The sequence below is a fragment of the Carboxydocella sporoproducens DSM 16521 genome, assembly GCF_900167165.1.
Classification (GTDB): domain Bacteria; phylum Bacillota.
On the sequence record NZ_FUXM01000004.1, the window covers coordinates 52,716 to 72,009 of the forward strand.

The 19,294-nt window shown below is 49.3% G+C and carries 22 protein-coding genes and 1 other RNA gene; 2 read left to right on the top strand and 21 right to left on the bottom strand.

The annotated features are described in order from the left end of the window. Positions 1-237: 237 nt before the first annotated feature. The 18 genes from B5D20_RS02685 to B5D20_RS02775 form a co-directional block, all read right to left on the bottom strand. Positions 238-432, bottom strand: coding sequence for a hypothetical protein (locus B5D20_RS02685; protein WP_078664691.1), 195 nt, complete (start codon positions 430-432; stop codon positions 238-240). 2 nt (positions 433-434) lie between these two features. Beyond that, positions 435-782: a type II toxin-antitoxin system Phd/YefM family antitoxin gene (locus tag B5D20_RS02690; protein WP_242946593.1), complete on the bottom strand. Its 348-nt coding sequence runs from the start codon at positions 780-782 to the stop codon at positions 435-437. 124 nt (positions 783-906) lie between these two features. Further along, on the bottom strand, positions 907-1,152 hold the full coding sequence (locus B5D20_RS02695; RefSeq protein WP_078664692.1) for a 4Fe-4S dicluster domain-containing protein: 246 nt from the start codon (positions 1,150-1,152) through the stop codon (positions 907-909). An 18-nt stretch (positions 1,153-1,170) separates the two neighbouring features. After that, positions 1,171-1,737: a 2-oxoacid:acceptor oxidoreductase family protein gene (locus B5D20_RS02700; RefSeq protein ID WP_078664693.1), complete on the bottom strand. Its 567-nt coding sequence runs from the start codon at positions 1,735-1,737 to the stop codon at positions 1,171-1,173. A gap of 4 nt (positions 1,738-1,741) precedes the next feature. Next, positions 1,742-2,494, bottom strand: coding sequence for a thiamine pyrophosphate-dependent enzyme (locus B5D20_RS02705; protein ID WP_078664694.1), 753 nt, complete (start codon positions 2,492-2,494; stop codon positions 1,742-1,744). Between the two features lie 31 nt (positions 2,495-2,525). After that, positions 2,526-3,611, bottom strand: a complete 1,086-nt coding sequence (locus B5D20_RS02710; RefSeq protein WP_078664695.1) for a transketolase C-terminal domain-containing protein — start codon at positions 3,609-3,611, stop codon at positions 2,526-2,528. Positions 3,612-3,657: 46 nt separating this feature from the next. Continuing rightward, on the bottom strand, positions 3,658-4,323 hold the full coding sequence (locus B5D20_RS02715; protein ID WP_078664696.1) for a hypothetical protein: 666 nt from the start codon (positions 4,321-4,323) through the stop codon (positions 3,658-3,660). 215 nt (positions 4,324-4,538) lie between these two features. After that, positions 4,539-5,396, bottom strand: a complete 858-nt coding sequence (locus B5D20_RS02720; RefSeq protein WP_078664697.1) for an ABC transporter substrate-binding protein — start codon at positions 5,394-5,396, stop codon at positions 4,539-4,541. Between the two features lie 20 nt (positions 5,397-5,416). After that, positions 5,417-6,175 (bottom strand): ABC transporter permease, encoded by a 759-nt coding sequence (locus B5D20_RS02725; RefSeq protein WP_078664698.1) that lies wholly within the window; start codon positions 6,173-6,175, stop codon positions 5,417-5,419. After that, positions 6,108-6,929: an ABC transporter ATP-binding protein gene (locus B5D20_RS02730; protein WP_078664699.1), complete on the bottom strand. Its 822-nt coding sequence runs from the start codon at positions 6,927-6,929 to the stop codon at positions 6,108-6,110. Before B5D20_RS02730 ends, B5D20_RS02725 begins: the two co-directional genes overlap by 68 nt. Positions 6,930-7,059: 130 nt before the next feature. Next, complete coding sequence (locus B5D20_RS02735; protein ID WP_078664700.1) at positions 7,060-7,320, bottom strand: pro-sigmaK processing inhibitor BofA family protein; 261 nt, start codon at positions 7,318-7,320, stop codon at positions 7,060-7,062. A gap of 56 nt (positions 7,321-7,376) precedes the next feature. Beyond that, positions 7,377-7,976, bottom strand: a complete 600-nt coding sequence (gene recR, locus B5D20_RS02740) for a recombination mediator RecR (RefSeq protein WP_078664701.1) — start codon at positions 7,974-7,976, stop codon at positions 7,377-7,379. Between the two features lie 24 nt (positions 7,977-8,000). Beyond that, positions 8,001-8,318, bottom strand: a complete 318-nt coding sequence (locus B5D20_RS02745) for a YbaB/EbfC family nucleoid-associated protein (RefSeq protein ID WP_078664702.1) — start codon at positions 8,316-8,318, stop codon at positions 8,001-8,003. 11 nt (positions 8,319-8,329) lie between these two features. Beyond that, the gene (gene dnaX / locus B5D20_RS02750; protein ID WP_078664703.1) at positions 8,330-9,970 is read right to left on the bottom strand and encodes a DNA polymerase III subunit gamma/tau; all 1,641 of its coding nucleotides are present in this window, start codon (positions 9,968-9,970) and stop codon (positions 8,330-8,332) included. A gap of 66 nt (positions 9,971-10,036) precedes the next feature. Beyond that, an RNA gene (gene ffs, locus B5D20_RS02755) (signal recognition particle sRNA large type) lies at positions 10,037-10,301 on the bottom strand. A gap of 553 nt (positions 10,302-10,854) precedes the next feature. Then, positions 10,855-12,282 (bottom strand): zinc ribbon domain-containing protein, encoded by a 1,428-nt coding sequence (locus tag B5D20_RS02765; RefSeq protein ID WP_078664705.1) that lies wholly within the window; start codon positions 12,280-12,282, stop codon positions 10,855-10,857. Then, a complete protein-coding gene (locus B5D20_RS02770) occupies positions 12,236-12,895 on the bottom strand; it encodes an IS607 family transposase (RefSeq protein ID WP_078664706.1) in 660 nt (219 codons plus the stop codon). Before B5D20_RS02770 ends, B5D20_RS02765 begins: the two co-directional genes overlap by 47 nt. Before the next feature lie 62 nt (positions 12,896-12,957). Beyond that, positions 12,958-13,185: a hypothetical protein gene (locus tag B5D20_RS02775; RefSeq protein ID WP_078664707.1), complete on the bottom strand. Its 228-nt coding sequence runs from the start codon at positions 13,183-13,185 to the stop codon at positions 12,958-12,960. 138 nt (positions 13,186-13,323) lie between these two features. Between B5D20_RS02775 and B5D20_RS02780 the strand changes: the two genes are divergently transcribed. Further along, entirely contained in the window at positions 13,324-16,548 is a 3,225-nt protein-coding gene (locus tag B5D20_RS02780; protein WP_078664708.1) for a DEAD/DEAH box helicase, read from the top strand. Between the two features lie 57 nt (positions 16,549-16,605). After that, complete coding sequence (locus B5D20_RS02785) at positions 16,606-17,400, top strand: enoyl-CoA hydratase/isomerase family protein (RefSeq protein WP_159071941.1); 795 nt, start codon at positions 16,606-16,608, stop codon at positions 17,398-17,400. A 31-nt stretch (positions 17,401-17,431) separates the two neighbouring features. Here the strand turns inward: B5D20_RS02785 and B5D20_RS02790 are convergent, their stop codons facing one another. From B5D20_RS02790 to B5D20_RS02800, 3 genes are all read right to left on the bottom strand, one after another. After that, a complete protein-coding gene (locus tag B5D20_RS02790; RefSeq protein WP_078664710.1) occupies positions 17,432-18,178 on the bottom strand; it encodes a hypothetical protein in 747 nt (248 codons plus the stop codon). Positions 18,179-18,188: 10 nt separating this feature from the next. Further along, complete coding sequence (locus B5D20_RS02795; protein ID WP_078664711.1) at positions 18,189-18,671, bottom strand: hypothetical protein; 483 nt, start codon at positions 18,669-18,671, stop codon at positions 18,189-18,191. A 61-nt stretch (positions 18,672-18,732) separates the two neighbouring features. Further along, positions 18,733-19,272, bottom strand: coding sequence for a hypothetical protein (locus B5D20_RS02800; protein WP_078664712.1), 540 nt, complete (start codon positions 19,270-19,272; stop codon positions 18,733-18,735). Between the last annotated feature and the right edge of the window lie 22 nt (positions 19,273-19,294).

A 19,294-nucleotide genomic window follows, 5' to 3' on the forward strand; every position in this document is an offset into this window, starting at 1 on the left:
TCTGTATCTATTTCCTGTTAAATTCGCCATCAGCTGCAGTTTTTCCTTCCTGCCTGAATATTATTTCTTTTTTCGCCATCTTTACGCTTATCGAAAAACAGCTTATAATATAACTGTAAATACGACATCCTCGTATGGATGGTCGTAAGCTGCCCTATAAGTTCTCCATGATTAAGGACGTTCGAAGTTCGAGGTTGAAGATTGAAAGGGACAGTAGTAAGCTATACTACTGTCCCTTTATTTGTCTATTCTTTTCTGTGCCAGTAAGTAAACCTCATCATCTGCCCTGGCAGAAATAATAATAATCTTCATAACCTCTTTTTCTCTTACCAGCTTATATACCACTCGAAGGCCAAGCACCTGTAAGCGCTGGCTGTGGTCAAGGCGCATCAAGTCCTTGATTGCTTCTTTCAAGTATTCTACCTGCCACATAGTTATTCTATCTCCACATCTACATTTTCTAAATCCGTGCTAATTATACCAAGATCAGATAAAACTTTTTCCTGAGGGATAAAATCATCCTCTTTGGCTTTTTCCATACGCCTTTCGGCTTCCAGCAACAGACGGTACTCCTCTATAGCTTCAAGCATTTGTTCATACAGCTCAGGCTTTAAAAGCACGCATGCCGGAGTGTTATTTTTCACCACAATCTTAAATCCCGTTTCCCTGACCTCTTCAAAGATTTTATTAGCCTCCCCTTTATTAAACCTGGAAATTGGCACTAGAGAATTTAACACCCTGCTTACGGTGATTTTTTCAAACATAATATCAGCCCCTTTCATAATAGACTTCCTGAAAATATTGTATGTTTGATTGATAAATTTGTCAATATTTTTATTGATATTTCTCTCCTGCCGGAGAATATAAAAATCGCCCCTGCACAGGGGGCGATTTTCGCTTTTCGTCCTATTTTTTCTTTTCCACTGACAGGGCACAATCAGGACATACGGTCTGACAAATGCCGCAGAGGATGCATTTTTCCATATCAGCCACTACGGCCGGAGTCCCATATACACCCAGGGTTTTGGACCAGGAAATACAGGAAACCGGGCATTTTTCGATGCACAACCCACAGCCTTTGCAAAGGCGCGGAAAAATGGCCCACTGCCCTTTTTGTCCCTCGTGGATTTCAACCTTCTTCAAGTAGTCCACTGTTTTTTCCCTCCTCGGTTAAGCCTGCTGGGCCAGGGCATAGCCCTTCTCCAGGGCAGCGAAGTTCAAGTCTCTCAGTTTGGGGTTTTGTTCAAACTTGTAACCGAGTTTCTTTTCAATAGCATTTTTAGCCTGTTCTAAAGTTACCACCCCGGTTGCCCCGATAACTGCACCCATAATAAGGATATTGAAAACCCGGGGGTGCAACTCGTTTTTGGAAATTTCCAGAGCCGGAATGCCCATGACTTTCTTAGCATTTTTAGGGAGGTATTCTTCTACCTCTTCGATAGATGTATCATAAACAAACAGGGTATTAGGCCCTACATATTGCTGAGTGCGAACTACTGCCCGGTCGCTCAAAGCCACTACGATATCACCTTTAACGAATTTGGGTGCAGCAATTTTTTCATCATCGATCTGCAAAAAGGCAATGGATACGCCACCCCGTTGCTCCACGCCGAAGTTGGGAATATAGAGGGCTTCCCGCCCGGCCTGGTTGGCGGCCTCAGCGATAATTTCCGCTACGGATTGAACCCCCTGGCCCCCTTCACCGGCCAGAGCGATTTTCACCAGTTTGCTGGACATATTCTTAGCCCTCCTTCTGTGCCGGGGTCTTGATTTCCCCTACTTTGAAGTACTTGGTCATTTCCTTTTCAATAAAGTTCCAGGTATCCCGGGCATTGGTCCGCCAGTTGGTGGGACAGCCAGAGAGAGCTTCCACAAAGGAGAAACCATTGCCTTCCATCTGGTTTTGCAGAGCTTTCTTGATGAAGCCCTTCAGCTGCCGCATATTGGCTACTGTGCCCCTGGCCACATAGGCTCCATCCTGGGTAATGGCGGCTACCGCTTCCGGCCCCTGGGTGGGATAACCCATAGTTTCTACATCGCGACCGTATGGAGAAGTTTCAGTTTTCTGGCCCGGCAGGGTAGTAGGAGCCATCTGACCACCGGTCATACCGTAGTTGGTGTTGTTGACCAGGATAACAGTTACATTTTCGTTGCGAGCAGCAGCATTGAAAAGGTGCTGAGAACCGATGGCATAACCGCCACCATCCCCCATATAAGCAACTACAATCCGGTCGGGGCGGGCCCGTTTGATCCCGGTCATCACCGGAGTTGTCCGGCCATGGTGGGTCTGTACACTATCTACATCAAAAAAGTCCCAGGCCAGCAGGGAGCAACCGATATCACAACCGAAAACTACTCTATCCTGAATCCCCAGTTCATCAATAGCTTCCCCCAGAGCCTTTAACACATCACCGTGACCGCAACCGGGGCAAAACTTGTGGGGTTTGGATTCTTTCCGCCAGCATTTAGGCATACGCAACAATTCCACGGACATGGCTTAACCTCCTTCCGTTATCTACCCGATCCTAAAGCAAAGATTTTACTTTTTCTTCCACTTCTTCAGCAGTAATGCCCACACCGGGTTTGAACAGGCCTTCAATGGGAGTATTGATACCATAAATAGCCTGCTTGACCAGCTTATCCAGCTGACCCAGAGCGGATTCCACTACCAGCAGCTTGCCGGTTTTGGCAGCTACTTCTTTCAGTTGCTGCTCCGGGAAAGGCCGCAGGGTGATGGGCCGGAAATATCCAACTTTATACCCGGCAGTCCGCAGGGCCTGGTAAGCCCCTAGAGCGGCCCGGGAAACTACGCCAGCGGAGACGATGACCAGATCGGCATCTTCACAATCGCGGGCATCATATTCGATGATTTCCGGTGCTACCCGGTTGTACTCCTCAGCATAGCTCATGACGATTTCATACAATTCTTCTTCGGTGTTGTAGGTATTGCGCATATGATTGGGCTGCCGGTCAACTCCGATGGAACCTTCCTTACCTACAAACGGATAGGGTTCAACCAGCTTGATACCTCTTTCTTCGGGATCATAGAGAACTACTGATTCCCGCATCTTGGCCTGGTAGCCATCCCCCAGCACAAAGGTGGGCCAGCGATAGGTCCAGGCAGTATTGAAGGCCTTGATGGTGTAGTCGAACAGCTCCTGGTGAGTGGCAGGAGCATATACAATCCGGAAGCCTTCTCCGTTACCACCATATGTAGTCAGAGTGACTTCCTGCTGGGAGTAGATAACGGTAGCTGTAGACGGGCCACCCCGCTGCTGGACAATCAGGACAGTGGGAATGCGCATCATTTCTGCCATGGCCATGGGTTCCTGCATCAACACATTACCAGGGCCTGCAGTAGCGGTAAAGGCTTTTTTCCCCGCCAGCACGCCGCCAATGGTAGTAAAACCGGCAGATAATTCGTCTTCAGTTTGGAGGAATTTCTTGTCATACTTGGGAGCAAGACGAGTCCAGTAATGCATGATTTCGTTCTGGGGAGTAATGGGGTAACCATACATGATGTCAGCTTTGGCAGCTACGGCCGCCCAGGCGATGACCTCATTACCGGTCATAAATGCTTTCTTCTCCCCTTGAATGGGCTTTTCAGCCATGTAACCTACACCTCCTGTATACTTCTCCACGGGCGGGTTTATACCCTTACCACATGGCTTTCGGCATCAGTCTTCGCAAAAAACGCACGGGGTTTCCCAGAGGGTCTCTGCCTTCCGGAAAAGCAGAGCGAAATTTCTCGTCTACTGAAGTAGCAACAATGGGCATACCCAGAATTTCAGCTGCCTCAGCCACCAGCCGTAAACCTTCTACGATCACTTCCAGGGTGGTTTCATCCCCCAGATGGGTATTATTGATCAAGCCATGAACAGTTCCCATTTCCCGGACATGCTGAACGATATCGGCTACCGCAGCAGTCATGGGTCGACTGGCATTGATCACAGCCAGTACTTGCAGCTCCTCGCTTTCCCGGGCCCCTTCCACCAGATTCAGGGTTTTGGCCCCCTCCACCCCATAACCGATGTCCAGGATAATATCTCCCGGCCGCCAGAGAGCCCAGCGCATTTCCGGTTTTATCACCGAGCCAGCCTCGCCCAGACCCATAGTTTCGGCAGTATCCCAGGCGATTACATCCACTTGCTGCTCTTTTAGCTCCTGTTTAATGGGGCGTAAAGTATAAAAGGGCTCTACCAGATCAAGGTCCACCAGTGTCACCTGCCGTCCCAGAGCCGCCAGCTCCAGAGCCCGGTTAACGGCGTTTTCCGATTTGCCACTGGCATATTCACCAATATAGGCTTCGACAATGCGCGCCAACGCCCCACCTCCCCGTTGTGGGTATCAAATTTAGTTTGCGCAAAAAGCCGCAAACTATTAGGTTCCTGCCGGGACACTTCACGTCCCCCCATAAACATGATGGTCCCAGAGTTATTTGAACCATTAGTTTAAGTATAACTTTAATAATGGTCCAGGTCAAGAAAGTATATGGTATACATGGGGCAAAAAAGAGAAGAGGACTAATGGTTAGACCATCAGTCCTCGAAGTTTAGCTTTTTAAGTGCTTTTTGCAAAATATCAGGAGGCAATTCCGAGCCAGTTATTTCCTTGATTTTTCGCCCCACCAGCTGAACAGTTTCTTGCGGCGGCATATTTTTGATTGCCTTCACAGCTTCTTGATGTCCTTTAACAAAATTATCTATCAAAGCTTGTTTGGCTTGATATTTTTCGGGAGTAGTTACCATAACAGCACTTACACCTTCATCCTGGTATATCACCTTTGCCAGCCCTTTTACTTCCAGCATACTGGGCCAGGGTTCAGCCAGGAGAGCTGCATCCAGCTGTTTTTGTACAAACAACCCGCTGATGGTTGCAGGTTTTTGAGCGCGAATTTCCACGTCCCCGCCTTCATAGGTCGACTTCAGTCCTGCATCAGTCAATAATTTACGCAGAATTTGATCCTGGGTATTTCCAATACCCGGGACAGCGACTTTTTTACCGGCCAGGTCTTTAATGTCCTTGATATCTACTCCCTGTCGCACCACCAGAGCCGATCCTCCCCGGGTTACTTCAGCCAGGACCTTTATCTTTAATCCTTGTTTGCTCCGTTGTTCCACCGGTCCCGGGCCTACATAGCCCAGGTCCACTTCCCCTACTGCCAGAGCATCCAGCAATTCCTGACCATGGTTAAAATATCTTTCTTCAATCTTAATATCCCGGCCTATATATTTTTGAAATAATCCTTTTTCAATCCCTACCATGGCAGGTGCGTGAGTTATATTAGGGAAATAGCCGATCTTCAAAGTTTTCTGTTCCTCCGTTGCTTGATTGCCACAACCGACCAGTCCAAATAAAAAGGTAACTATTCCCAGAAGAAAAACCCATTTTTTCATTAACCCTCACCTCCTGAAAACTATGCTCGGTTTAACCCCCAGCGCATCATTACTCGTTGTTCCAGACGACGGAACAGGAGACTATCCGTTAACATTCCCAAAAGGGCAATTATCACCATAATTGCCAGTACCAGAGCCATGTTCCCCAGGTCTCTGGCCCACATCAATACCTGGCCCAATCCTGTCCCGGTGCCGATTAGCTCCCCGGCCAGCAGAGCCCGCCAGCAGAAGGCCCAGGCTAGCCGCATAGCTGTAATTAAATGGGGAACAGAGGCTGGCAATTTCACCCGCCAGAAAAGAGGTAATCCCTTTAACCCCATGGTTTTCCCTACTCTAACCAGTAGTGGAGGAACGTTTTTAATACCAGCTACCGTACCCATAGTCATTGTCCAGACCCCGCCCAGAGTAACTACAAAGAGAATGGCTCCTTCCCCCATTTTAAACCAGAGCAAAGCCAGGGGTAGCCAGACAATACTTGGAACACTCTGTAAAGCGACAATTAACCCCCCCAGGGTATCCTCCCACCATTTATGACTGCAAATTAATAAACCAAGAGCCAGCCCTATAATCACTGCCAGAAAATATCCAACTATCAATCGCAGCAAGCTAACGCCAACTGCTTTAACTAATGTGCCATCAGCAAAGCCAGTCCAAAGAGCTTTTACCACCTGTCCTGGCGAAGGAAAAAGAAAATCTGGCCACACTTTCAGATTATATATAACTGCCCAGATCCCGATCAGGATGCCAAGGAAAACCACTCTTCTTAAGATGGTAGTCATCCCCCAGTTCCTCCTTCAACACTTTTTCCATTTCTTCCCGCAGTTCACGCAGGATCTGGTTTTCCAGCTGCAACAACAGTCCATCCCCTTCCAGCCGCGGATGAGGAGCCTGGACTTTGAACTCGGCTTTAATCCGTCCCGGCCGGGTGGCAAAAACCAGAATACGATCGGCCAGACGCACCGCTTCCCGGATATTATGGGTAACAAAGATGATTGTCTTGCCCGTTTGCTGCCAGATATCCTGCAGTTCCACATGCATGGCCATGCGGGTTTGTTCATCCAGAGCAGCAAAAGGTTCATCCATCAAGAGAATCCGCGGATTGAGAGCCAGAGCCCGGGCGATGGCCACCCGCTGTTTCATTCCGCCTGATAATTCATGGGGCCAGGAGTGGGCATAGCGGCTCAGATGGACCAGTTTCAACAGCTCCAGGGCCCGTTCTCGCGCCACCGCCTCGGTCAGCCCCTGCCGCCGCAGGGGAAAGGCCACATTTTCCAGGACATTTAACCAGGGAAACAGGCCGGGCTCCTGAAAGACCATGCCCCTTTCCGGTCCAGGAGCAGTCAATACCTGCCCGTCCAGACGCACTTCCCCCGAGGTCGGCTGTTCCAGTCCAGCGATAATATTCAGCAAAGTGGATTTACCACAACCCGAGGGCCCCAGAAAAGCTATGAATTCCCCCTGTTCCACTTGCAAATCCACCGGAGCCAGCACCTGGTGCTGAAAATATTTAGTGACCTGGCAGATTTCCAGCATCTCCCTCACCCCTTATATCCGAGTATTTCGATATGTTTTCTTATATTTTTGGTTAGTATCATTTTACTGATAATCCCCTTCTGCGTCAAGAGAAAAAAGAAAAAACCCGACAGGAATTTTCCCATCGGGCTTACATGGCAATTTTTAAAGCTGTCAGTAACACAAATCCCGGTATGCCCAGAAATCCCACCAGGGCCGTACTGGCCCAGTTAAAGGGATAGCTGAAACCCAGCCAGCCGGTAAGCCAGTTGACCAGCAGCAGAGTTGCCGCCCCCAGGGCCAGCCGCGTTACCAGCCACCAGAGAATTTTCAGGGGCCGGGTCAGATAGAGCCCCACCGCATATAAAAGCAACAGCAGGACCGCCGCTGCCACCAGGTAACTGAGGACCATGCTTGTCACCCCCCGTTACCTTCAGCATATGCGGCAGGCTGTCCCGATATTACTGCCTAAATTTCCCGCCGCCCCGCCAGGGCACTGGCCAGGGTCATTTCATCGGCATATTCCAGTACACTCCCCGCCGGCAAACCATGGGCCAAACGGGTTACTTTGACCCCCAGGGGTTTAAGCAATTTGGCCAGATACATGGCGGTAGTCTCCCCCTCGATGGTGGGGTTGGTGGCCAGAATTACCTCTGTGATGGGCTCTGTCTGCAGGCGCTGCAACAGCTCCTTGATTTTCAGCTGTTCCGGGCCAATGTCCTCCATGGGCTTGATGGCTCCATGCAGAACGTGATAATAACCCCGGTAATCCCGCAAACGCTCAAAAGCTGCCACATCCCGGGGCTCCTCCACTACGCAGAGCAAATCCCCCTGTCGGCTGTCATCCCGACAGATTTCACAGAGATCGGCCGTAGTGAGGTTGCAGCAGCGCTGACAGAAGCGGATTTGCTCGCGGGCCTCCAGGATAGCCTCCGCCAGCTCCCGGCTCACTTCGGCAGGGGCATTTAACAGATAAAAAGCCAGGCGCTGGGCAGTTTTGGGCCCGATGCCCGGCAAGCGGGAAAAGCGATTAATCAAACGGGCGATAGGCTCAGAATAACTATACATGCCAATCATCCTCTGTCTATCAGATTAGAAAAGACCGGGAATTTTCAACCCTCCCGTGATTTTGGCCATTTCCGCTGCCACCATTTCCTGGGATTTGCGCAGGGCTTCATTGACAGCTGCCAGAATCATATCCTGCAGCATTTCTACATCTTCCGGATCCACTGCTTCCGGCTTGATTTCCAGGCTCAGCAGCTCCTGCTTACCATTGGCCACTACTCGCACGGCACCGCCGCCGGCAGTAGCTTCCACTGTTTTCAGAGCGATTTCCTCCTGCAGTTTGGCCATTTCCTTTTGCATTTTCTGCACTTGTTTCATCATTTGATTCATATTGCCACCAAACATTTTCCTGCCTCCTAATCCTTTATTTCCACCGGTACCGCCGCCCCAAAGGTTTCCTGGACAGTTTTGACCAGCTCCTCAGGAGCCAGATCCGGTTTATTCTCCTCTTCAACAGCTGCGTTGGACGAACCGGCAATCTCACTGGTCAGCAAAGCCTGCACCCTGAGGGGCCGGCCCAGCACTTTCTGCACCGCGGCTTCCAGTATCTCCAGATTCGTACCCTGCAGCAGCCGATCGCGATGAAAGCTTTTTCCGTCAGGGAACACCAGACTCAAGGTCTGGCCATCACAGTGCAGTGGCTCCCCTTCCACCACGAAGGCACGCACCTGCATACGCTTGCGCAACAGTTCCAGCACCCGGGGCCATTCCTCCTGAACCTGTTTCATTAATACAGGGTCACTGGCTGCCAGTTCCACTTTTTTGCCCCGTGTAACCGGCCTGGCGACCGGTGTTGTCCGAGGGGCCGGTCCAGCCGTTACCGGTCCTGCTGCCTTCAGTCGTTCCAGTTCAGCCTGCAGCTGAGCTACCTGCTGTTGCAGATTGTTCTCTACCTCAGACCCTTCCTGACTTAGCCCCTTGATCAAAGCCAGCTCCAGCAACAGGCGGGGCTGCTGACTCCAGCGCATGCCCTGTTCGGTTTCTGTTAAAATATTAATCATTTGCTGTACCCGGGCCGGTGACAGAGCTTCGGCCTGGGCCTTCAAGCGTTCCCAGTACTGGGGGGAAGTGCGTAGAACCTGATCCACATCCCTGGCTACCCGGATAACCAGCAAATCCCGCAAATATTCCAGTAAATCGCGCACAAACTGGCGCAAATCCTTGCCCTGTTCCACCAGTTCCCCTACCAGCTGCAAAGCTCCTGCCAGATCGCGGCGGATCAGCTGGTCCAGCAGCCGGGCGATTTTTTCCCCGCTGACCGCCCCCAGGATGGCGCGAATATGGTCGCCTTCCACCTGTTCTCCCGCCATGGCCCGCGCCTGGTCCAGCAAGCTGAGGGCGTCCCGCATACCCCCTTCCGCTGCCCGGGCGATGAGGAGCAGGGCTTCTTCTGTTACCTTAATTCCTTCTCCTGCCGCCACCTCCTGCAAGCGCGCCATAATATCCTCTAATGGTATGCGTTTAAAATCAAAGCGCTGGCAACGGGAAAGGATGGTGAGAGGGATTTTATGGGGTTCCGTAGTCGCCAGAATGAAAACCACCTGGCCCGGGGGTTCTTCTAAGGTCTTGAGCAGGGCATTGAAGGCTTCATTGGTCAGCATGTGTACTTCATCGATTATGTAGACTTTATAATAACCCTCGGTAGGGGCAAATTTGACCTTTTCCCTCAGTTCCCGAATTTCATCGATACCGCGATTGGAAGCAGCATCGATTTCCAGGACATCCATGCTGTTGCCCTGGTTGATACGCTGACAGTTTTCGCATTCATTACAGGGTTCCGGCACCGGTCTACCATGGCCCGTGCGGCAGTTCAATGCTTTGGCCAGCAATTTGGCTGTGGTAGTTTTGCCGGTTCCCCGCGGCCCACAAAACAGATAGGCATGGGCGATCCTGCCGGTGCGCAGGGCATTTTGCAAAGTCCGGCTGACATGCTCCTGCCCTACTGTTTCCGCAAAGGTTTTGGGCCGCCATTCCCGATATAAGGCCAGATAAGCCATACCTATCCCCCCATGGCTTTAAAAAAAAGGCGGTTAAAAAACCACCTGCTGGAGCAAATTTAATGGCCGTGCACCCGGCATTGAATCCTGCCTCCCAGGCGTTATCCCCGCAGTTAGCTCAGGCCAGGCACTCCCGCGGCACACCCAAGACATCCCTTAGTGCTGCTTCCGTCAGGACCTGACACGGTTCGAGAGCTTGTGTTGCGCAGGACCCAACCGTCCACACCACTTACGGAGACCGGACCCCATGAAACAGACCCGCTGCCGGGCATCGACCCCACTATAGCGGATTGTGGGTTACAGGGCACCGCTACCTCCCCATCTAGCACGACCAAACTTTATTGACTGCTTTGACTTGTTTATTATACCCTGAAAGCAAGGATAAATGCAAGAGGAAAGGAGTGGCATAAATATTTTAGTGCCACCACATGGGCAGCATAGATGCCTGTTTCAATTTTACTATCAACTTCTATCAAATAATCATAAAGTTGACAGCAAAAGCAGTTTACGCTCTCCGAGAGGCCGGGTACCCCCACCTGCCCGGCTGACGGGGCAGGCGGACCACGGGCTTCTGGAGTCCCGCCCGAAACAGTCACGCTGCAAAAACGCTTCCAAACGGCGGGGTGGTGTTGACACCCGGCGCACAGTTGCCTGAGTACCGGGCTCCCACCTGAAGGGCAGGAACGGTTTGGCCGGCCGAAATGCCGTTCGCCGTACATCTCAGCCCCAGCTACCCGGCGGCGCTCAGTTTCCCGGAGGGGAAACCTCATCGTCAAAGCCCGCTTCGCGTGCGCCGCTGTCAGCCAACGCCCGTTCCGTCGGAGCTTTCTCCCACCCGGGCCAATCCCTGCCCTTTCCCGGGAACATCCCGGGAGACTAAAAGGTTAATTAGCCTTTTGATTATAACGCTGGAGCAATATTTCTTTCACTGTTTTATACGGGGTGTAACGGGTTATCTCTTCGTCGTGCAGCCTTTTTTTCAGGTTCATAGCTGCTACCTGGTCAGCATCGGCAGTAAAACCGCATTGGCGGCATTTAAAAATGTCTCCATTGCGATTCTTGGCGTCAACCCAACCGCACTGCGGGCACTCCTGGCTGGAATAGGCCGCGTTTTGCGGTCCGGGGTCGGTGACGGAGTAGACGTAGTTCTTGTATTCCCGGCGCTCCTTGATGATGTTTCGCTGCCAGCCGCTCACCTTGCGGGAGAGGCCTTTGCTTTTGGCTTTGCCGCGCAGGTGGGCGAGGTCTTCATAAGCGATGATCTGCGGCCGGCGTTTTTTGTAGAGTTCGTTAAACGCCCGGTTGATTTCGTTTTCGCACCTAGCCCGATATCTTTTGTTTCTCCTGGTTTGCTTGATAAGGCCCAGGTTGTGTTTTAAGATACGCCGGGCTTTGGGTGGGTCCTGCTCCAATAATTTCCGGCGCAAGGCCCAGAGTTTTCCGCGTTTCCGGCTATTGTCCAAAATATGGTCGGACATTTCTTGCAGAGCCTCACCATATTCGGGCCGGTATTTTCTGCCAGTATCATCGGTAAATACTTCCGTCACGCCCAGGTCGATGCCCGCCTCTCCCTCACCAGGCGAGTAAGTATGCGGTTCCCTGCTCAGATGGATTTCCACCGCTTGTTCGTCCGGAAAGAGGACTACCCGCAGGTTGCCTCGCATGGCGTGTATCCCAGTCAAGGGTATGACCGCCCTTTCGCCGGGGGTTAATGTCGCTACGGCAATATACTGCCGCTTTCCCCTGTTAAATACACGGTACATTTGCTGGTCTACCACGAAACTGCGGGCTTTTTTGACGCGGGGCCTTGTGCCTAAGATGCGGCGAAAGGCGCGCTTCAGATAATTTCTCACCTTGGCACGGCCCTCTGAGTCCAAACTTATTTTTTGATTAACCACGTCTTCATGAGTGAAAATCGCCTGGAGCCTCTTCCAATCCCGGCCGCGCTTTTCATCTCTATATAAAAGCCAGAAGGCGTAGTGCTTTTCTTCGTCAGACAGGCCTTCATGACGGTAAAGCCGCTCTTTGACCCCGACGATGGCGGCCTCCCACTGCCTCTCCAGGGTGAACAGGGCGTCGTCCAAAACCAGCTTCCACTGGCGGGCCTGTAGCCCGAAAGGGCTGGTGAAACCGGCTGCAACCAGCTCGTCCCGCAGCTTCCGCTTTTTACCCAGATAGTGCAGGTATTTCACATGCCCGTACTCCACCAGGAAGGAGTTCTTCTGCCTGGCATATGCTTCTGCCGTCTCAGTTATCCTGGCCCACTTATCTTTGTTCAGCGGCAGACTTTTCTGCTTGACCGTCTGCTGCACTGGCTAACACCTCCCTCACCGTTTTGGTCAACTTGCGAGCTTTATAGGTCCTCTGGCCGTACAGCCGTGCCGCGAAATGCTGGACGATGCTGATCAGGTCTTCGGCCAACTCTTGGGCTGGGGACATGTCTTCGGATTTGTTGGCCACGAGGATTTCGCAGCCGAATTTGGCGAACAATTCCTCGAAGAAGTCGAATCCAAACCGAACCAGCCGGTCTTTATGGGCGATGATGACCGTTTTGACTTCTCCCCGGGTGACCATCCCGCACAACTTCAAAAAATTCTTGCGCTTATAATTGAGGGCAGAGCCGACATCGGAAAGTATTTCGTCCACAGCCAGCCCTTTGCCGGCGGCGAATTCCTTCAGATAATTCAACTGGTTTTCCAGATCAGGCTTTTGCCCGGAGGACGATACCCGGGCGTATAAAACAATTTTCTTTGGTTCCTGGCGGTTCTTTATTCCCAGCGCCCGGTATAACATTTCTTCCGTGTATCTTCTTTTATTGGTAGGCGTGCTCAGGGCGACCAATTTGCCTTCTTTGTCCCATGCACGCAAGGTCGATACGCTGACCCCAAGTTTTTCAGCGAATTCGCTCACTGTGTAAAGTTTCATAAAACATCACCATATTGGTGTATCAGGTGATGTTGGTTGTCAATACCTATTTTGGATAATTGCTAAAAGAAAAGAAGCTGTTTCTTACCTCCTGGCCCCAGCTCCACTAAGGCCCGGTCAAAAGGATCAAATACTGCCTGCCGGTACAGAGGCGGCAATTTGCCGCGACAGGCAGCCAGCCGCTGTCGCAGCTCCTGGTAGTCCGCGGGATCAGGTGGGCCAGGTTCATATTTGAGAGCCGCCTCCCTGACCTCCTCAATACAGGCAGACAGATTGCGCAATTCCCCCATCTTTACTCCCCCATTTTTTGTCTTGATTTCATTTTTCTGTTTTCGCCAGAAGGTGGAAAATTCCTGCTGCCTGTTGACAGGCGGAATAAAAAAGTCTAAGGTTTAAATATAAAATATTTAAGGAAGGATAAAATACCCATGAATGTGCCAGAAATCAGTGAAAAACAAATCAAACAAGCCGCCTCCAGCCCCAAAGTCTACGAACGGGGCCTGGAATATTTTGCGGACGGTCTGGTTAAGCACATTGAATATGACCATGACAGGGACGAATTTCGGGCCATAGTCAGCAATCGCAATCTTTACAATATTCGTCTCCGCTTTTACCCTTCAGGTACCTGGCATTATTACTGCACCTGTCCCGCCCATGACCAGTTGCCAGGAATCTGCAAACATGTAGTTGCGGTACTGAAGGCATTACAAACCGGTTATGCCTTTGACCCTCAGGCTATGCAAAACCGGAGAGCCCGTCAGCTGGGGGCTAAACTGCTCAGTCATTTAGCCGTTACCCCTACTTCTCCCATTAAGCAGGAACTAAATCTGGAAGTTGAATTGACCCTGCAACCAATGGATCATGTTATTTTTGCTTACCTGGGCCTGAAAATCGGTCTGTCCCGCCTCTATGTCATAAGGGACCTGAATCAGTTTGTCAGTTCTCTTCAAACAGGACAACCGCTGGAATTTGGCCAGAAATTTACATTTGAACCGACCAAACAATCCTTTGCCGCCTGTGACCAGCCGGTAATTGACTTTTTGCAGGAAATGTACGAACAATATGCCGCTGTTGACCGATATGAGACCACTTCCCATTTCAAACAACGTCCCTTGCCCCTGAGCGATTACCATCTGGCCCAGCTGCTACACAGTTTGAAGGAAAAATCTTTTGTTTTATGTTTACCTGGCAATCACAGCAAACTAACCCGGATTAAACAGGGTTTATCCCTTGGCTTTAATTTAGCTGCCGCAAATGACGAACTGGTATTATCCCTGGTGGAAAACGACCTTCCCCCCCGCCCCCTGACCCGGGATGGCAGCTTTTTCTTCTATCAGGAGGAAATCTGGCAGGTCGAAGACGATCAGCAAAGAAGATACTTTTTACCTCTAGCTCAGGTGTTAAATCAGGAAAAGCGATTGATTTTTGCTTCAGAACACAAAGACCGGTTCGCTACCGAGCTCCTGCCCGCTCTGGAAAAAATAAGCAAGCTGGAGATCGCACCAGAACTGGCCAGCCGTTTTATCCGCCAGCCCCTGGCAGCCCGCATCTATTTCGACCGCTACGGGGAACAGGGAATCAGCGCCCGGGTAGAGTTTGAATATGGTACTATTACTATCAATCCCTTCAGCAACCAGATTCCGGCCAGAGATATTTTGCTGGTGCGGAACCAGGAAAAGGAAAATGCCATTCTCTCCCTGCTGGAACTGGCCGATTTCACCGTCAACCAGGGTCAAATTTACCTGGATGAGGAAGAAAAGGTACTGGAGTTTATTACTGCTTATCTGCCCCGGCTGCAGGAACTGGCTGAAATCTTCTATTCCGAGGAATTTAAAAAACTGCGGGTACGCCCGACCCTGGATTTTTCCGGGCGGGTGCGTTTGAATGAGGAAGATAATCTGCTGGAAGTCAGTTTTACTTTCCCCGACCTGCCCGAAGAGGAATTGCGGGAGATCCTGGCTTCCCTGCAGGAAAAGAAAAAATACCACCGGCTCAAGGATGGCTCTTTCCTGCTCCTGCAGCAACAGGAACTCCAGCAACTGGCCCGGCTGCTGGAAAACCTGAATCTCGATGCCAGCGCCCTGCAGGAAGCCACCATCCAGCTGCCCAAATACCGGGCCATGTATCTGGACAGTTTTCTGCGCCAGCACAATCTGCCCAATCTTCGCCGCGACCGGGCTTTTAAACAGCTGGTGCAGTCCATCCTGGAGCCCCAGGACAATGATTATGAAGTGCCTGCTTCTTTGCAAAAGGTGATGCGAGACTACCAGAAAACCGGTTTCCGCTGGCTGAAAACCCTGGCCGCCCACGGCCTGGGCGGCATCCTGGCCGATGACATGGGGCTGGGGAAAACCCTGCAGGTCCTGGCTTTCTTGCTTTCAGAACAGGACACTTCTCCAGGACCATCCCTGGTCATCGCTCCTACCTCCCTGGTCTATAACTGGGAAGCCGAAGCTCGCAAGTTCGCCCCTGAACTGAAAGTTCTGGTGGTCTCGGGGTCCCCAAAAGACCGGCAGGCCCTGCTGGAAAACCTGAACCAGTGGGATCTTGTCATCACTTCCTATGGCTTGATCCGGCGGGATATTGAACTTTATGCCCGGCAGCAATTTGTTTACTGTTTTCTGGACGAGGCCCAGCACATCAAAAATGCTCAGACCGTTAATGCCAAATCGGTCCTGCAAATCAATGCCAGAAGCTATTTTGCCTTAACCGGTACACCCATAGAAAACTCCCTGGCCGAGCTCTGGTCCATTTTCAATTTCATTCTCCCGGGCTATTTCCCCCATTATCAGGAATTTCGCCGCAAATATGAATTGCCCATTGCCCGGGGCAATCCCGAAGTTCTGGCCGAACTCAGCCGTCTGGTCAAACCCTTCATCCTGCGCCGGGTGAAAAAGGATGTGTTGAAGGAGCTGCCGGCAAAAATCGAGACGGAAATCAAGGCTCCTCTCACCGCCGAGCAACAAAAAGTCTATCTGGCCTATTTGAAAAAGGCCCGGGGTGAAATCGCGCAGGAGCTGGCTGCCGCCGGTTTTGAGAAAAGCCGAATGAAAATCCTGGCCGCCCTCACCCGGCTCAGGCAGATTTGCTGCCATCCCGCCCTCTTCCTGAACAACTATCGGGGGGACAGCGGCAAATTCCAGCTCTTCCAGGAAGTCCTGACTGATGCTCTGGCCAGCGGCCATCGGGTGCTGGTTTTTTCCCAGTTTACCTCGATGCTGGACATATTGCACCAGTACCTGTTAGGAGAAGGTATCGAGCATTTTTATCTTCATGGTTCTGTCAAGCCAGAAGAACGCCTGAGCATGGCCCACTCCTTTAACCAGGGCCAGGGCAAAGTCTTCCTGATTTCCCTGAAAGCCGGGGGTACCGGTCTCAATCTTACCGGTGCCGATATGGTTATTCACTATGACCCCTGGTGGAATCCCGCTGTCGAGGAACAGGCCACGGACCGGGCCTACCGTATCGGTCAAAACAAGGCCGTTCAGGTGATTAAGCTGATCAGCCAGGGCACTATTGAAGAAAAGGTTTTTGCTCTACAACAACGCAAAAAGGAACTGATCGCTTCCGTCATCCAGCCCGGTGAAACTTTCCTCTCCAAATTGACAGAAGCAGAGCTAAGGGAATTGTTTGATCTGACCACCACTGGTTGACAATTTACAGCCAGACGGTCTAAGGTAGAAATGAAAAAAATGGGAGGTAAGAGAGAAATGAACTGGGAGAAAGTGAAACTGGAACAAAAAGGGGCAGTAGCTTTCATCACCCTCAACCGGCCCCAGGAATTCAACGCTCTGGATGGCCAGCTGGGCGAGGAGCTGATCCAGGCCATCGAGCACTGCCGGGAAAATGACGCCATCCGGGCGGTGGTGATCACCGGTGCCGGCAAAGCCTTCAGCGTGGGCGGAGACTTAAAAAAGGCCAGCAGTGCCATCGGCACTCCCCAGCAGAGTATTTTCTTCCGGGATGTGACCAAGAGCCTGAACCGCTTCATTATGGACCTGCGCCTGCTGCCCAAGCCGGTCATCGCTGCCATCAATGGCGCCGTAGGCGGTGCCGGCTTCACCCTGGCTCTGGCCTGTGACCTGCGCCTGGCTGCCGCATCTGCCCGCTTCAAGCAGGCCTATACCAGCGCCGGCCTCACTCCTGATGGAGCCTTCACCTACCTGGCCGGAGCCGTGCTGGGCCTGGGCCGGGTCAGTGAACTGCTGTTACTGGACCCGGTGGTCAGCGCGGAACAGGCCCTGGCTCTGGGGCTGGTGCACCGGGTGGTAGCTGATGAGGAATTGCCGGCGGCAGCTCTGCAGCTGGCCGAGCAGCTGGCCGCCGGACCCACTCTGGCCTTTGCCCGCAGCAAGGCCCTGCTCAATGAGGGGCTGTTGCCGGAACTGGCCCGCATCCTGGAACTGGAACGGCAGACTATCATGCAGTCCTGTCTGAGCGAGGATTATGTAGAGGGGGTAAGGGCGTTTTTTGATAAAAGGAAGCCTGAGTTTCGGGGGAGATAGGAAGGAAGAAGGGAATAAAGTAAGAGGAGGTCTAGTCAACATAATTCAAGACCTCCTCTTTTTTATATGTTTTCTTATATAGAGAAATTCTTATAATATCTTCTGGTCCAATGCATTTAAGAAATGCATATCCCCAATTTTCATTTAGGTTTTTCTGGGCTTTTTTATAGTCTACATTATAACATGCTATGAAAATTGCCGGTTCACAGTAGTGCTCTTTTAAATAGTTATATACATTCACCATATATAGGATTTGATTTTTTATTTTATCTTTGATTCTTTCAAAAGGCATATTAGAAGGGATTGAGTTATTTATATTGGTCTTACATTCGAGTATTTCTAAAGGAGAAGTATCATTATTATAAAAAACAACATCACAGCGGTGATCGCTGTTTCCAATAATTACTTCACCATCCATAATTCGAGGCTCTAAAAAAGCATTTATAGCATGATTGATTTTAAATGGACCTAGTTCATAAACAATATTTTCCAGAATTTCAGATCGTATTTTCTCAAAGTTTAAACTTCTGTATATATTTTTAATTAGATCAATGATTTTATTCTTTTTCTCCGAACATAAAGTTAGTGCCGGGTTATTTATCGTGTCACTAATGTATCTATCTATTTCTTCAAGATTAGCGTTATCATTTATCGAATATATGGCAAAAATCCTTGAAATATATCTTAAAAGAATTAAATTATTTTTTATTTCTTCAGTTATTTGCTGAATTACTGGATTTGAACTGGGTTTTTTATATTTAATAAAAGAAAGAGACATTTTAATCACCTTAGAATACAGGTAAATTTTTGTACGGAGGTATAAACAAAGGCGCAAAACCCATTCTGGTAGTTAAATTACTCACTAATTCCCTTGCGTAGGGCCAGGCATTAATAATCACATTTCTATTTGCAAATTCAGAAAAGACTTCTTCTGTAAATTCATTTATTAATTTTTTGTTTTCATCATTGACCAAAAAATTATAACTTAATGTGAATTGCAGAGATATTGTAAAACACTTATCTTCATCTTTAATGTTTTCATCTATACCCTCTCCCTCGTTATTCCCGGAATATGCAATAACAGTCATATTAAAAGGCACATTAAGTTCGTAGCCATTATGATTTATTTCTAGTATTTCGAATTTTATTCCTATATTTAATAATTGTTCTTGCTTATTAAAATTTTCATTTTTTATTACGTGTAATAAATCTAGCTCAATTGAGTTTAAATTTATCAACGAAATAAACGTATTATATAATTTTTCATCCATAAGATATTCCTCCTCAATAAGATTTCGCTTATTTTCCCACAAAAAAATCAGCTTATATTAATTAAGCTGATCTGTAGTGCAAATAATAGTGCAAATTATATTTTTTAACAAGTACCATTTTATTATTGTTATTTATTTTCACTTTTCGTGTTTTTAAACCTGGTATACTATAAAGATCCATATCAATTTCTAAATAACAGGGTACTTCAGATAAATAGTTTAACAAAATATTATAATTTGCTTGTGTCTTTTCACTCTGAAATAAGTTTTTCGATGTTAAAATATGATGTTCAATAATCTTACATAGACGTTCATATTGAACATTATTGATATCTTTAGTTTTTAAAGTTTCTTTTATCCTATTGCAAATTACCATCATTTTTTTTTCAATATCATCAACATCTTCTAAATATTCATCCCCGTTTTCTATATTGCCACTATTTTCCTTAATTTCTTTAATTTTTTGTTGTAAAACTTTAAAAAAATTAGAAAGTCTTTCTTCCAGAATAAAAAAAATATTATTCATATTAATATCGGAAATATAAAATTGATGACTCCTTAATAAATTTATTTTCCTCATAACCAGTTCACCTCTAATCATTTCCGTATTACCACCTTACCAT

Bases quoted from the DNA above. Each gene is read 5' to 3' on its own strand.
- B5D20_RS02705 (WP_078664694.1), bottom strand. From the start codon at position 2,494: ATGTCCGTGGAATTGTTGCGTATGCCTAAATGCTGGCGGAAAGAATCC.
- B5D20_RS02730 (WP_078664699.1), bottom strand. From the start codon at position 6,929: ATGCTGGAAATCTGCCAGGTCACTAAATATTTTCAGCACCAGGTGCTG.
- B5D20_RS02720 (WP_078664697.1), bottom strand. From the start codon at position 5,396: ATGAAAAAATGGGTTTTTCTTCTGGGAATAGTTACCTTTTTATTTGGA.
- B5D20_RS02725 (WP_078664698.1), bottom strand. From the start codon at position 6,175: ATGACTACCATCTTAAGAAGAGTGGTTTTCCTTGGCATCCTGATCGGG.
- B5D20_RS02795 (WP_078664711.1), bottom strand. From the start codon at position 18,671: ATGGATGAAAAATTATATAATACGTTTATTTCGTTGATAAATTTAAAC.
- B5D20_RS02690 (WP_242946593.1), bottom strand. From the start codon at position 782: ATGAAAGGGGCTGATATTATGTTTGAAAAAATCACCGTAAGCAGGGTG.
- B5D20_RS02770 (WP_078664706.1), bottom strand. From the start codon at position 12,895: ATGAAACTTTACACAGTGAGCGAATTCGCTGAAAAACTTGGGGTCAGC.
- B5D20_RS02800 (WP_078664712.1), bottom strand. From the start codon at position 19,272: ATGATTAGAGGTGAACTGGTTATGAGGAAAATAAATTTATTAAGGAGT.
- B5D20_RS02685 (WP_078664691.1), bottom strand. From the start codon at position 432: ATGTGGCAGGTAGAATACTTGAAAGAAGCAATCAAGGACTTGATGCGC.
- recR (WP_078664701.1), bottom strand. From the start codon at position 7,976: ATGTATAGTTATTCTGAGCCTATCGCCCGTTTGATTAATCGCTTTTCC.
- B5D20_RS02780 (WP_078664708.1), top strand. From the start codon at position 13,324: ATGAATGTGCCAGAAATCAGTGAAAAACAAATCAAACAAGCCGCCTCC.
- B5D20_RS02735 (WP_078664700.1), bottom strand. From the start codon at position 7,320: ATGGTCCTCAGTTACCTGGTGGCAGCGGCGGTCCTGCTGTTGCTTTTA.
- B5D20_RS02775 (WP_078664707.1), bottom strand. From the start codon at position 13,185: ATGGGGGAATTGCGCAATCTGTCTGCCTGTATTGAGGAGGTCAGGGAG.
- B5D20_RS02745 (WP_078664702.1), bottom strand. From the start codon at position 8,318: ATGTTTGGTGGCAATATGAATCAAATGATGAAACAAGTGCAGAAAATG.
- B5D20_RS02710 (WP_078664695.1), bottom strand. From the start codon at position 3,611: ATGGCTGAAAAGCCCATTCAAGGGGAGAAGAAAGCATTTATGACCGGT.
- dnaX (WP_078664703.1), bottom strand. From the start codon at position 9,970: ATGGCTTATCTGGCCTTATATCGGGAATGGCGGCCCAAAACCTTTGCG.
- B5D20_RS02700 (WP_078664693.1), bottom strand. From the start codon at position 1,737: ATGTCCAGCAAACTGGTGAAAATCGCTCTGGCCGGTGAAGGGGGCCAG.
- B5D20_RS02790 (WP_078664710.1), bottom strand. From the start codon at position 18,178: ATGTCTCTTTCTTTTATTAAATATAAAAAACCCAGTTCAAATCCAGTA.
- B5D20_RS02785 (WP_159071941.1), top strand. From the start codon at position 16,606: ATGAACTGGGAGAAAGTGAAACTGGAACAAAAAGGGGCAGTAGCTTTC.